Origin of the sequence: Exiguobacterium mexicanum (assembly GCF_005960665.1) — a bacterium.
Classification (GTDB): domain Bacteria; phylum Bacillota; class Bacilli; order Exiguobacteriales; family Exiguobacteriaceae; genus Exiguobacterium; species Exiguobacterium mexicanum_A.
Genome location: NZ_CP040676.1, coordinates 192,072 through 204,286, shown reverse-complemented (window position 1 = coordinate 204,286; position 12,215 = coordinate 192,072). Strand labels below are relative to the sequence as shown.

General features: G+C 52.5%; 12 protein-coding genes. 2 read left to right on the top strand and 10 right to left on the bottom strand.

The window, feature by feature from the left end; translation table 11 throughout:
• Window positions 1–26: 26 nt before the first annotated feature.
• The 3 genes from FED52_RS01540 to FED52_RS01530 form a co-directional block, all read right to left on the bottom strand.
• Window positions 27–1,562: a murein hydrolase activator EnvC family protein gene (locus FED52_RS01540; RefSeq protein WP_138858675.1), complete on the bottom strand. Its 1,536-nt coding sequence runs from the start codon at window positions 1,560–1,562 to the stop codon at window positions 27–29.
• A gap of 459 nt (window positions 1,563–2,021) precedes the next feature.
• Window positions 2,022–2,387 carry a DUF423 domain-containing protein gene (locus tag FED52_RS01535; protein ID WP_029594578.1) on the bottom strand — a complete coding sequence of 122 codons (366 nt, stop codon included), beginning with the start codon at window positions 2,385–2,387 and terminating at the stop codon, window positions 2,022–2,024.
• 14 nt (window positions 2,388–2,401) lie between these two features.
• Window positions 2,402–3,001, bottom strand: coding sequence for a trimeric intracellular cation channel family protein (locus FED52_RS01530; protein ID WP_029594577.1), 600 nt, complete (start codon window positions 2,999–3,001; stop codon window positions 2,402–2,404).
• Between the two features lie 100 nt (window positions 3,002–3,101).
• Here FED52_RS01530 and FED52_RS01525 point away from each other — a divergent pair, with 100 nt between their 5' ends.
• A complete protein-coding gene (locus tag FED52_RS01525; protein WP_138858674.1) occupies window positions 3,102–4,739 on the top strand; it encodes an ABC1 kinase family protein in 1,638 nt (545 codons plus the stop codon).
• Here FED52_RS01525 and FED52_RS01520 read toward each other — a convergent pair.
• Together FED52_RS01520 and FED52_RS01515 are read right to left on the bottom strand one after the other, a co-directional pair.
• Entirely contained in the window at window positions 4,678–6,270 is a 1,593-nt protein-coding gene (locus tag FED52_RS01520) for a GNAT family N-acetyltransferase (RefSeq protein ID WP_051627664.1), read from the bottom strand. The two genes, FED52_RS01525 and FED52_RS01520, sit on opposite strands and share 62 nt — an antisense overlap.
• Window positions 6,263–6,778 (bottom strand): glycerol-3-phosphate acyltransferase, encoded by a 516-nt coding sequence (locus FED52_RS01515; protein ID WP_029594574.1) that lies wholly within the window; start codon window positions 6,776–6,778, stop codon window positions 6,263–6,265. The genes FED52_RS01520 and FED52_RS01515 overlap by 8 nt, the downstream gene beginning before the upstream one ends.
• 88 nt (window positions 6,779–6,866) lie before the next feature.
• On the opposite strand from FED52_RS01515, the gene FED52_RS01510 reads away from it, so the two are divergent.
• Window positions 6,867–8,279, top strand: coding sequence for an NAD-dependent succinate-semialdehyde dehydrogenase (locus tag FED52_RS01510; RefSeq protein WP_131471525.1), 1,413 nt, complete (start codon window positions 6,867–6,869; stop codon window positions 8,277–8,279).
• Between the two features lie 38 nt (window positions 8,280–8,317).
• Here the strand turns inward: FED52_RS01510 and FED52_RS01505 are convergent, their stop codons facing one another.
• The 5 genes from FED52_RS01505 to msrA form a co-directional block, all read right to left on the bottom strand.
• Entirely contained in the window at window positions 8,318–8,950 is a 633-nt protein-coding gene (locus FED52_RS01505) for an HAD family hydrolase (RefSeq protein WP_029594572.1), read from the bottom strand.
• A 149-nt stretch (window positions 8,951–9,099) separates the two neighbouring features.
• The gene (locus tag FED52_RS01500; protein WP_035385631.1) at window positions 9,100–9,465 is read right to left on the bottom strand and encodes a rhodanese-like domain-containing protein; all 366 of its coding nucleotides are present in this window, start codon (window positions 9,463–9,465) and stop codon (window positions 9,100–9,102) included.
• A gap of 103 nt (window positions 9,466–9,568) precedes the next feature.
• A complete protein-coding gene (locus FED52_RS01495) occupies window positions 9,569–9,841 on the bottom strand; it encodes a DUF5327 family protein (RefSeq protein WP_029594570.1) in 273 nt (90 codons plus the stop codon).
• 68 nt (window positions 9,842–9,909) lie between these two features.
• Window positions 9,910–11,205, bottom strand: a complete 1,296-nt coding sequence (locus FED52_RS01490) for a DUF2252 domain-containing protein (RefSeq protein ID WP_138858673.1) — start codon at window positions 11,203–11,205, stop codon at window positions 9,910–9,912.
• Between the two features lie 13 nt (window positions 11,206–11,218).
• Window positions 11,219–12,169: a peptide-methionine (S)-S-oxide reductase MsrA gene (gene msrA, locus FED52_RS01485; protein ID WP_138858672.1), complete on the bottom strand. Its 951-nt coding sequence runs from the start codon at window positions 12,167–12,169 to the stop codon at window positions 11,219–11,221.
• Window positions 12,170–12,215 lie beyond the last annotated feature (46 nt).

The window sequence follows — 12,215 nt, the reverse complement described above, 5'->3', positions numbered from 1 at the left end:
CACGATTGACGGGTCCTCGTTGATCATTAGAAGAACTGACGTGGGTTGACTGTGCTACCCGCGCTCGTTCCTGAGTACGAGTAGCTGCCTTGATGAACCTCGAAGTGCAAGTGTGAGCCAGTCGAGTTCCCTGTGCTACCCATCGCGCCGATGTTTTGGCCTTGTGTCACACGTTGACCGGCGCTTACTGAGACCGAGTTCATGTGGGCATAGACCGTCGTCCAAACTTGTCCGTTGATGACGTGGGCAATCATGACGTGATTCCCGTATGCGCCACCCCAGCCGGCACGGATGACCGTTCCCGTTGCCGAGGCACGGATTGGTGTTCCGACAGGTCCAGCGATATCGACGCCGTTATGGAACGAGTAGCCGAATTGACCGCTTGCCGGTCCCCATCCTTGTGAGAAACGTCCCGTTGTCGGTTGAATGAACATTGCGCCCGATGGTGCCGGTGCCGATGTGGTCGGTGCCATCGGAGCTGGTTTAGGCGCTGGTGCCGGCGCCGGCTTTGGTGCTGGCGCAGCCGGTTTCGGTGCCGGTGTGCTATTTTGTGTCGTCTGGTTTGAAGATGAAGACGACTGGGTATTATTGTTATTGTTCTGCTGTTTTTGAGCTGCTGCTCGTTCTGCCTCGGCTTTAGCCGCTGCCGCTCTTGCTTCTTCTGCTTGACGGGCCGCTGCTGCTGCTTGCGCCGCTTCTGCTTGGCGAGCTTCTTCAGCTTTACGGGCTGCTTCTTGACGAGCCGCCTCTTCAGCACGACGACGCGCTTCTTCTTCCTCACGACGTTGCGCTTCAATCTCAGCCGCAATCGCTTCTTCTTGCGCGATTAACGTCGCTTCGATTTCTTGAAGGTCGAAGATTTGCGATTCGAATTTGATATTCTTGTCCTCGAGCTCTTTGATGCGAGCTTCGCGCTGTTTCATCTTCTTCTCGAGTTGAGCTTGACGTACTTCTAGCGCTTTTTGTTGCTTCAAGAGCGATGTGCGTTCTTCTTTAAGTGATGCTTGCGCTTCTTGTAACGATTGACGCGTCGCTTCATAGTCTTCAAACAACTCTTGGTCGCTTCGTTGAATCGTTCCGGCCGTGATCATCCGTGTGATCAAGTCCGAGAAGTTTTTCGAACCGAAGATGAACTCAGCCCAATTGATTGAGCCGCCGCCATTCGTTTGCATCGTGGCCATACGCTCTTTCATCATTGCTTCTTGAGCCTTCATCTTCTTCTCATAGCCTTTAATGTCAGCTTCGAGGTCTTCAATTTTCAACTCAGTACGCTTGATTTCTTGGCGTTTCGCTGCGACATCATTGATGATGTCTTGAAGTTGGGCATCCATCTTGTTGACTTCAGCTTGAACTTTCGAGATTTCATTTTTATTTTGCTTAATTTTCGAAGACGTATTCGATTGGTTCTGTTTGACGTTATTCCGTTGCTCTTGCACTTTCTTCTGCTGCTCTTGTTTCTCCTTGATTGACGTCGAGGCATCAGCCACCGAGTGCGTCCCAAGAAGAAGCGCGCTAAGCGTGAGTGTCGAGACGGTGCGTTTCCAATTGATCAATGGGGACATCCTTTCTATTGACGGGGTTAGGGTTCACGTACTATTTAAAGGTCAGTCGTTTTGCTATGTAACAAAAACGATTATTTTTTTAGTTTCAACACGACTAATTATATCGAAGTGTCGAATGTTTTCCTGTTAAAGTTATATTTCACTTTTATTACGACGAAGGGGTGGGAAACCTTATACGGCTCCCCACCCCTTTATATTTCAACATTTTTTCACTTTTCTTTTCTCGAAACATAGTTGTAATAATAGATGAAAATAGGAAATTATTGACCTTATATTAAAAAAGTATAATCCAGGTATTTTTCTAAGTCTAACCATTTCCAAAAAACGTAAAAAGGGCCTATTTAGTCTCTCGCTCCAGGCGAAAAAGGCTAAACGGGCCAATTGTTCGTCGGTGTGGAGACAAGGGGTCTCACACCTTGAATGATACAGGAAGACTGTTAATCAGACGTTAACGTTTGATTACAATTTGAATGCGCCGATGATGACGAACACCCATGCGGCGATAAACAGCACGCCACCAATTGGTGTGACCGCTCCAAGCTTCGTGATTCCGGTCAATGCCATGACATACAGGCTGCCTGAGAAAAAGAGAATCCCGGCAAACATGAGCCATCCTGCTGTGTTGAACTGGCTAATGCTCACTTTCATCAAAATGCTCGCTAAAGCGATGATGCCGATAGCGTGAATCATATGATAGAGCACACCGGTCTGCCAATTCGCAAGCATATTCGGTGCCAGACGTTCTTTCAACGCATGGGCCCCGAACGCACCGAACGCGACGCCGAGCGCCATTAAAGCGGCGCCAATAATAAGTAAAGCTTTCATCACTAATTTCCCCCTTATCGCACTTTACGTGCAGGTAAATTCCACTTTCGATAGTAGGATATCACTCGAAGCGCCGCAACGACAACAAGTAACGTATAGACAGGAAGTCCTCCTTCAAGACGGAAATAATATGTGACGACCGCGATAATGATCGCCCAAATCGCATATACTTCCGATTGTAGGACGAGAGGCTTTCGGCCGGCCAACAAATCACGGACGACCCCGCCACCGACACCCGTCAAAACGGCCGCTGCAATCGCGGCCGATAATGGTAAATCAAGCTTGATGGCGACCTGTGCTCCTTGAAACGCGAAGGCGACGAGACCGATTGCGTCCACGATGACGCCCCAGCGTTCCCAATGCGGCAAAACAACGTTTGGCAGCAGGAAGATGAGCAATGCGACAAGAAAACAAAGGATGAAGAGATCGTTTTGTTGCCAAATCAAACTGACCGGGTTTCCGAGCAAGACGTTTCGGATGGCCCCGCCACCGAAAGCTGTTGTGAAAGCGAGCAACCATACCCCAAAAATATCATATTTCTCGTCCATCGCGATGATGGCACCGCTCGCCGCAAACGCAATCGTTCCGACGACGTTGAGTAATTCCCACTCCATAAATATCCCTTGCCCTTTCTTTAAAGCATTCTGTGGTAAAGTTAAGATATAAAAAATCAGATCAGTCGAGCGACTGCTTGTAAAGGATGTCGGTACTTTTATGAAACGAATCGCCTTGTTCCGCATATGGATTATCGTCACGATGTTCGCCCGATTCATCATTAAAATTTATGCATTCTCCCGCAAACAGCAACAAGGTCTCGCGTCAACCGAAGAGTATGAGACGCTCATGTTGAACCTTGCCCGCGAGTATAAGCGGAACGCACTCCGGCTCGAAGGGCTGCTCATCAAGCTCGGGCAGTTTCTATCGATTCGGGCCGACTTGTTGCCTCCTTCTGTATTGAACGAGTTATCCGAGCTCGTCGACCGTGTCCCTACATCAGGCTGGGACAAGTCCCGCGCCATCCTGGAAGCAGAATGGGGCGTCCCGTATACACAAGTTGTGAAAGACGTCGGAATCGACGCCGTCGCCTCTGCCTCAATCGGGGAAGTGTATGGCGCGACGTTGCTTGAGAACGGGAAGCGCGTCGCCTTGAAAATCCAGCGTCCAGACATTGAAAAGATCATTCGGACCGACTTCAAAGCGATGCGAATCGTCACGACGATGCTCAAGCGGACATCGCTGGCAAAATCGACCGACTTAGATAGCTTATATCGCCAAATGATTTTTGTCATCGGGGACGAGTTAAATTTCCAAACCGAATTGAAGAACGCCCATTATTTCAAAGCGAAATACGCCGATAACCCCGACGTGTACATCCCGGACTATTATGACCACCTTTGTACGAATCGGGTGTTGACGATGGATTGGGTCGAAGCCCGCCGCATCACCGACCTCGCTTTCTTAAAAGAAAATAATATCGACCGCTCCGCACTTGCCAAACGGTTGTTCACGATGGCAGCCGAGCAACTGTTGTTCGGCGGACAATTCCACGCCGACCCCCACCCAGGAAACGTCCAAATCCGGGCCGACGGGACGATCATCCTGCTCGACTTCGGAATGGTCGGGTCATCGACTGCCCAAGACATGGCGACGATCCGTAAAATCTTGCAGGCGTTCATCTCGCTTGATTATGACGGTGTCGTCGACGGACTTGAGGACTTGCGTTTCCTGTTGCCGACGGCGAACAAGCATAACATTCGTCAAGCGCTTGAAAAAGCGGTCACGTTCTATTTAGAGACCGATATCGATACGGTCGATACGAAGCTGATCGAAAAAGTGTTGCAAGATATCCAACTGCTCGTCAAGAACGAGCCGATCCAACTGCCGGCCGAGTTCGCCTTCTTCGGTCGGGCCGCTTCGACGCTGCTCGGGATTCTGCAAATCCTTGATTCAAAAATCGATTTGTTTACGCTCGGTAAACCGATTGTCATTCAATGGCTCGAGTCCGATGGGACGACGATTCAGAACCGTTACGTCATGACGGCGCTCAACTACAGCAAGAAGTTGCTGAACGTCCCGCCACTCCTCGATAACTATTTGAAAGAGCCGACCCGGAAGCGCCTGTCCGAACAAGCGATGTTCCAACGTGAGCTCGAGTCGAAAGAACTGCTCCATCGTCAAACGTTCAACGCTGGCTTGATTATCCTCGGCCTTGTCGTCGGGCTATTCGGCTATCTCCGACCGGATGAGTGGCTGTTCTGGTCAGGTGGCGTCGTCTCGGTCATCGCTTATTTCAACTCAAGACGCCTCGGTCGAAAGATTCGTCATTTGGCCCGCCAAGATTTCCGCGTCTGAACCCGTCACTCCCTGGAGTGGCGGTTTTTTTCTGGAGCCACGTACCGATATAGGCGGCGACTTGCTGCAAATCCCGGTCGGTCGTCCATCCCATCGTGGAGACTTGGAGACAGTTCGCACGCCGCAAATAAACGCTCTCGTACTGCACTTGATAGCCATGGAACGCCAATTGATATCCTAGCTCAATCGAGGACAGTGTGTCTGGCAGCGCGAGCGAAAAAATGCCGGGCGCTTGATCGTCCCCGAGTTCAACCGATATACCGCGGCGCACCAGTTCATGTACGAACGCATCAAGTTTGGATTGATGGGTCGCAATCTCCGCGTCCGTCAGTTCGCGCAAGGCGACGTCCATCGCTTGAATGAGCGGGACCGATTGCGTGAAGGCGATTGGGTCATAGCCTGCCAAGTCTAAATAACGCGGAATCGACGGGTTCGGGACAGCTCGTTCTCGCATGGCGACAAACGCCAATCCAGGGGCATTTCGGAGCGCTTTGCCCGAGACGAACGTCACCAGATGCGCGAACGAATAGTCGGTCACTTTCGTCCCAACCACACTGATGGCATCAATCGCAATCTTCGTCGGATGTGTGTGTGCATACTTACGCAACTGGTCCAAATCGACCAGCTTCCCCGTCGACGTCTCGCAATGGACCGTCCAAATCCAATCTGGTGCATGTTGTCCGATTCGCTTTAAGTCGAGACGACGCCCAGCCGAAAGCGGGACGACATCAAATTCAAGACCAGCCCGATTGGCATGGTCAATCAGCCGCCGTCCGAACTCCCCTGTGTCGATGATCACGCCACGTCCGTGCAACTGGGCAGCGACGGCATCGTTCGCAATCGTCCCGCTCCCGAGTAATGTGTAAACATGAGGCAACTTGACGAGATGGCTCAGCCTCGACTGGACCGAATGGAGCAAACGGCTGGCCTCAGTCGACCGATGTGATACCGGCTGAGCGGCAAGCGCAGCGCGCACTTGATTCGACAGTTCGACGGGACCGGCGAGGAGTAACTTTGGCCGCAACGTTCGAGCGGTCTCTGACTGCATGAACCCAGAGCGCGTCAACTGCATCGGCACGTATAACGCCTCCGCCGTCCCGACCGGTTCTGCGAACGGGATAAACCCGAACCGTCGATATAGCTTCTGTTCGCGTACGGTTCCGCTGATGACAATCCCTTCCACACCCCGGTCTGTCGCTTCCATGAGCATCGCTCGCATAAGTCCGGCAAACGTCCTTGTGTTCCGATAGGAAGGCGTCACGGCCAATAGCCGGACTTCAATCCACTCTCCCGGCGGCAGCGTCACACCTTTTTGTTCAAGTGAAAACGGGTGTTCGTCACGGATGGCACACATGGCGACAAGCTGCCCGTCTGCCAATCCAATCCAGTATGTATTCGTATCATGGAAGCGATCGACGAGTCGTCGCTCCTCGTTCGGATGGTGTTGCGGGATTTCTTCGACAAACGTCTCATAGTTCAATCGATGAATCGCTTCCGCATCCCCCGGCGTCGCTCTTCGAAATTCAAGCACGTTGTTTCCCCCTTATATGATGGTACATGATCAAAATCATCGTCAAACTGGCCACACTGACATCTGTTGCGTCCCCCCAGGCCGCGAGCGGCAAGAGCATGAGCATGACAAGCCCCGTCTCGCGCGAGTTACGCGTCAGTTTGATGAGAATGAGCAACATGGCAAGTCCTGCTAAAAACCATAACGGGCTGTACGCTAATATAATTCCAGAAAATACGGCGTACCCCTTCCCACCGGTGCGAATATGCCACATCGGATAAATGTGCCCGAGCGTCAAGGCGAGTCCGGTCTCAAAAAAATATGGACCGCTGATTGACAACACGAGTACCGTCTTCAAGACGTCGAATCCGTAAACGAACAAGAACGCTCGCTTCCCGCCAATCCGTAACGCATTGCGGGCACCGGTGTTTCCCGACCCACTCGTTGCCAAGTCTTGACCGCTCCACCTGCCGTATAAGCGCCCGCCAAGTATACTGCCGACGACATAGCCCAAGATGATGACCCACATAGCGACCCCTCCCCCGTTGTAAAATTGTGTATGATTTTTGAAATCGGGTACCTTCTTAATGTGCACCTAGACGAAAGGGGAAATCAAGATGCGAGTGGAGAACAATTTCATCAACGGAGAATGGATTGATACATCGGACACGATCGTGGTGCGGAATCCCGCGACCGGCAACATTATGGCCACGGTGACAAAGAGCGACACCGCCGAAGCGAAACAGGCTGTCGATGCCGCCCACGACGCCTTGAAGGACTGGCAAGAGAAAACGGCAGAAGAACGAGGCGCCCTCCTGCTCGAATGGAATCGACTGATCGATGAACATACGGAAGCCATCGCTCGGACGATGGTCGAAGAGCAAGGCAAGCCGCTCCAAGAAGCCATCGGCGAAGTCCGCTATGCGAACGGCTTTATCGAGTGGTACGCCGCGGAAGGTCGGCGCGTGTACGGCGAGACGATTCCGGCATCGTCAAACAAGAAACGCATCTTTGCCATTAAACAACCGGTCGGCGTCGTCGCCGCCATCACCCCATGGAACTTCCCGGCCGCCATGATCACCCGAAAATTGGCGCCGGCGCTTGCCGCAGGTTGTACCGTCGTATTGAAACCGGCATCAGCGACACCATTGACGGCGATCGAACTCGTCAAACTGGCTGAGAAAGCAGGCTTCCCACCCGGTGTCATCAATCTTGTCACCGGGAAAGCTTCTGACATCGTGAACACGTGGCAACACGACCCCCGTGTCCGCAAATTGACGTTCACCGGTTCGACCGAGGTCGGCAAGACCCTCATGCGCGGCGCCGCCGATACGATGAAGAAAATCTCGCTCGAGCTCGGTGGTCACGCCCCACTCATCGTCACGGCACAGGCAGATCTCGACAAGGCTGTACTGCAAGCGGTCGCGACGAAATTCCGTAACGGCGGACAGACGTGTGTCTGCGCCAACCGGATTTATGTCGAGCAGTCCATCGTCGATGCGTTCTCCGAAAAATTCATCGAGGCCGTCGCAGCGCTCGAAGTCGGCAACGGGCTCGACGAAGGGACGGATATCGGTCCGCTCATCGACGAGGCCGCGGTCGAGAAAGTGATGAAGCACTTGGAGGACGCTCAAATCCGCGGAGGCGAGATCACGGGCGGGGAGCAGCTCGACGGCCTATTCGTCCGGCCGGCCGTCGTCCGCTATGCGAATGAGGATATGCTGTGCATGAACGAGGAGACATTCGGCCCCGTCGCACCGATTGCGTCGTTCGATACGCTCGAGGAAGTAATTGAGCGGGCGAATGCGACCCCGTTCGGTCTCGCCGCTTATGTGTTCACGCAAGACATCAACGAGGCCCTCTATTTGGCCGAAGCGCTCGAATACGGCATCGTCGGCGTCAATGACGGTCTCCCGTCGACGCCGCAAGCACCGTTCGGCGGGTGGAAGCAGAGCGGTCTCGGCCGTGAAGGTGGTCACCATGGCATCGAAGAATTTTTAGAAATCAAATATATCTCGCTTGGACTTTAAAAAAATTCCGGTTGAACATCGCGTTCAACCGGAACTTTTTATGATTCGATATACGTAATCAAGTCGTTCGGCGTCGCAATTACATGATCCGCGAGCGCCCATTCGTCCTCGTTTCCAAACCCAAATCCAGTCAAGACGACCGGGAAGTCATGGGCCCGAGCCGCTTCGACATCCGATTTCCGGTCCCCGACCATCACATAGTCGTTCTCGCCGTGACGGAGGCGATGCGCCGTCAAAATGTCGGCTTTTTTCTCACCACTTACGGATTCGAGGCATTCTGGCGCCGTCATGAACTGGCGAATGTTTTGCGAGTCGAGAATCAAGTTCAAATAATGGACACCGCAGTTGCTCGCGGTCGTCAACGTGTGCCCTTTTTTATGAAGCGCCTCGAGCATCTCGTAAATCCCGTCGAACAAGACGTGTTGGCCTTCCATCGCTCGTTCGAGCGTCTCATGACGAAGTTTGCGAATTTGGCGGATCTCCTCGATTGTCGCCTCCGGGATGACGTGCTCCCAAAATGCGTTACCGGCCAATCCGTATCCCGATCGGACCGCGTCCTCGCTCGGTTTCGGTAAATGTGGAAGTTGTTCCAACGCCTCGTGGATTGCTTGCGTCATCGGTCCGGTCGTGTCGACGAGCGTCCCATCGATATCAAATAAAATGACTGCCATTGTCTGGTCCCCTCTCTCTTTCCTATGTTCCTACCGTAGCAGAATCCCCTGAAAACCGAAAGCGGAAACGTCACACGCAAATCTCACCTCTAAAAGTGAAATTCAGAGTCCATAAAAAAACGGCTGAACAAATGTTCAACCGAGAACTGTCAGCCACGCCAGAAACTCATACCGCCTTTGACCGAGTAGACGTCCGTATAACCCGCGCTCTTCAACATGGCCGCGGCCCGTTGACTTCGCATCCCGCTTTGACAGATGACGTAGACCGGACGTTCTTTATCTTTCGGATATTGGGCACTCGCGTTCCCGAATCCCGATAACGGCACATTTTTCGCTTGCTTGATATGCCCGCCCCGGTATTCGTGTGGTTCACGAACGTCGAGCAGTTGAATGTTTCGCTCTTCGGCAATCTTCCGTTTCAATTCATCCGTCGAAACTGTTTTGACGCTGTTTCGCTTCGTCCACCAAAAATAAATCAATCCGATCACTACTGCGACAAACAAGAAATCAAGCATAGTCACGCCTCCGTTAGGTATAGTTTAGTTAACCTCATTATACCCCCTACGGTATATAAGTCAACGCGAACGCTCGAAAAAAAGCTGTGCCTCGGGGCACAGCTTAGAAGTCGAGCAATGAATCGGTTTTTGGTTTGTCTTCCTCTTCTAAAGGAATCCCGAGAAACGCTGCCATCTGCCGATCAAGCGGCGGTTTCGCCTCGGTCGGTTGGGCCACGGGAGCCGCAGTGGGCTGCGTTGGAGCCGAATCGGCGAGCAAAAGCTCGCAATACCCCATCAGCTTGGCCAAATGGCGCTTCTGGGTCTCTCCGCTCGACTGTTCAATTTGGCTCATCACTTGTTTCATCTGCGTGATGACCTGTTGTTCTGTAATCATACGTCGCACACATCCTTTACCGTTCCATTCTGAGGCAAACGTGGGGCCGACCGCAAGTCCGGTGCTCGTCAGACGTGGGTCTCCGCACGCGTCTTAAGCCAAGATTGGAACGCCTCAAAGTCGAACCTGACTTGATTGGCGTAAAATTGGGACCAACGCGAGATTTGACGAATGAATAGCGGTCGCGACGCCCCGATGGCCGCCGCAATCCGTTCACTCGCCTCGTAATCGAGCACGTTCGCATCCGCGTCCGCCCGGGCATGGATCTTGGCCGTGATCTCCGCCTGTACTTTCAACGTCTCAATGAGCGATTCTTCATTTTTGATGTGCTTCGCTTTCACTTTCCGCTTATAAGGTGACCGTTGCCGCACGTAATACTCGTTCCCGTCCATCGTCAAGTAGCCGAGATACGGGTCACGACTATGCACCATGGCGCGCTGAGCCGCGATGACACGGGCTCCTTGATGTGATAAGCCGTCCTCAAATAACGGATGCGTCGGCAAAAAGAGTGAAGGGACAGCTGATTGCGCCTGCTTCATTTCGAGAATGATATCCTCGTCATGTTCAGCGTCCGCACCTTCAATCAAAATATAATACCGTTCGAGCCCGATTGAAGCGGTACCGCTCTCCCGTTTGATGGCGATGTCTTTAATCTCATAATGGTCGGCGTGGTGACGATGCTTTTCCGACAAGGATGCCAAATAGTCAGGCCATGCCTGTTTGATTTGTTTGGCAGTCTTCGGACTGACCGGGACGAGGTCGTCACTTGTCGCGAAGTAACGCTCCTCATCCCGGACTTCCGTTCGCTCCGCCATGAACGCGTCTTTCTTCTTCTCTGCCTTTTTAATCACTTTCTTGATCGCTTTGCACGTGTTCGCTTTCGTGAACTGGACATCTTCATCCTTCCCATTCGCATAGCGTTCCATCGCACGCGCGTATGTCTCTGCATACGTCTCAATGGCTCGCCTCGCATCAAATCCTGACTCCGCGGCAAACAAATCGACCGAAATCGCCATGCGAAGGACGTCAAACAAATAAGACCCGAGATACGCCTCGTCAAAATCGTTCACGTCATAAATGATGGTTCCGGCCCCATCTTCGAACACACCGAAGTTTTCAAAATGCAAGTCCCCTTGAATGAACGTCGGATGAGACGCGTCGGTATCGAACGCGAGCGGGGCTTTCGCAAAGTCATAATAGAACAAGTGGGAGCTCCCCCGGAAAAACGAGAACGGGGTCGCGCTCATCTTGTTGTACTTCTCGTCTCTGGCGGCTTCCGATAGATTCCGAATCGATTTGTCGTAATAGTCCAAGACGGTCGCGAGCGTCTCACGACGGATCTGTTGTTTGACGGATGTGAACATGGCCTTCTCTCCTTCACACATCGAATAAGTGCTTGTACTCTCCATATCCTGCAGACTCGAGTTCTTCTTTTGGAATGAAACGAAGCGCTGCCGAGTTGATGCAGTAGCGCAGACCCCCTAGTTCTTTCGGGCCGTCATCGAATAAGTGACCGAGGTGACTGTCGGCTCCTTTCGAGCGGACTTCAGTCCGGACCATATGGTGCGTCGTGTCCATGTTCATGTCGATACGCTTTTCCTCGATCGGACGGGCGAAGCTCGGCCAGCCGCAATTCGACTGGAACTTGTCGCGCGACGTGAAGAGCGGCGTACCATCAATCACGTCGACATACAATCCTTCTCGTTCCTCGTCCCAATACTCATTTTGAAACGGGGGTTCGGTCCCGTTCTCTTGCGTGACTTTATATTGGATCGGCGTCAAGCGGTCTTTCAGTTCTTTCTGAATTTTCTTGTCGCTCCACGCCTCTTTCACAAACTTGGCACGGCCTGAACCGACCCGGTACATTTCGTAGCGGAACGGATTTTTCTTATAGTAGTCTTGATGATAGTCTTCGGCTTCCCAAAACGTTTTCGCGGGACGAATCTCGACTTCAATCGGTCGGTCGAATCGACCTGAGTCCTCGATTTCTTGCTTTGAACGTTCCGCTGCCACGCGCTGTTCTTCCGAATGATAGAAGATGGCCGGTCGATAAGACTCACCGCGGTCGTTGAATTGTCCGCCGCCATCGGTCGGGTCGATTTGACGCCAATAGATGCGCAACAGTTCCTCATATGAAATGACTTCCGGGTCAAACGTGACCTCGATCGCCTCAAGGTGACCGGTCGTCTCCGAACAGACTTGTTGATAGGTCGGGTTGTCGACGTGCCCGCCCGTGTAACCGGAAATGACGCGCTCGACCCCTTCGTATTTATGAAACGGTTTGACCATGCACCAAAAACAGCCTCCCGCAAATGTAGCTTTTGCCATAATAAATCCCTCCTTACTATGTAGTGTACCCAAAAAATCTCGTCGA

Coding starts and splice junctions, on each gene's coding strand:
- FED52_RS01540 (WP_138858675.1), bottom strand. CDS start 1,562: ATGTCCCCATTGATCAATTGGAAACGCACCGTCTCGACACTCACGCTT.
- FED52_RS01535 (WP_029594578.1), bottom strand. CDS start 2,387: ATGAAAGCTTTACTTATTATTGGCGCCGCTTTAATGGCGCTCGGCGTC.
- FED52_RS01530 (WP_029594577.1), bottom strand. CDS start 3,001: ATGGAGTGGGAATTACTCAACGTCGTCGGAACGATTGCGTTTGCGGCG.
- FED52_RS01525 (WP_138858674.1), top strand. CDS start 3,102: ATGAAACGAATCGCCTTGTTCCGCATATGGATTATCGTCACGATGTTC.
- FED52_RS01515 (WP_029594574.1), bottom strand. CDS start 6,778: ATGTGGGTCATCATCTTGGGCTATGTCGTCGGCAGTATACTTGGCGGG.
- FED52_RS01510 (WP_131471525.1), top strand. CDS start 6,867: ATGCGAGTGGAGAACAATTTCATCAACGGAGAATGGATTGATACATCG.
- FED52_RS01505 (WP_029594572.1), bottom strand. CDS start 8,950: ATGGCAGTCATTTTATTTGATATCGATGGGACGCTCGTCGACACGACC.
- FED52_RS01500 (WP_035385631.1), bottom strand. CDS start 9,465: ATGCTTGATTTCTTGTTTGTCGCAGTAGTGATCGGATTGATTTATTTT.
- FED52_RS01495 (WP_029594570.1), bottom strand. CDS start 9,841: ATGATTACAGAACAACAGGTCATCACGCAGATGAAACAAGTGATGAGC.
- FED52_RS01490 (WP_138858673.1), bottom strand. CDS start 11,205: ATGTTCACATCCGTCAAACAACAGATCCGTCGTGAGACGCTCGCGACC.
- msrA (WP_138858672.1), bottom strand. CDS start 12,169: ATGGCAAAAGCTACATTTGCGGGAGGCTGTTTTTGGTGCATGGTCAAA.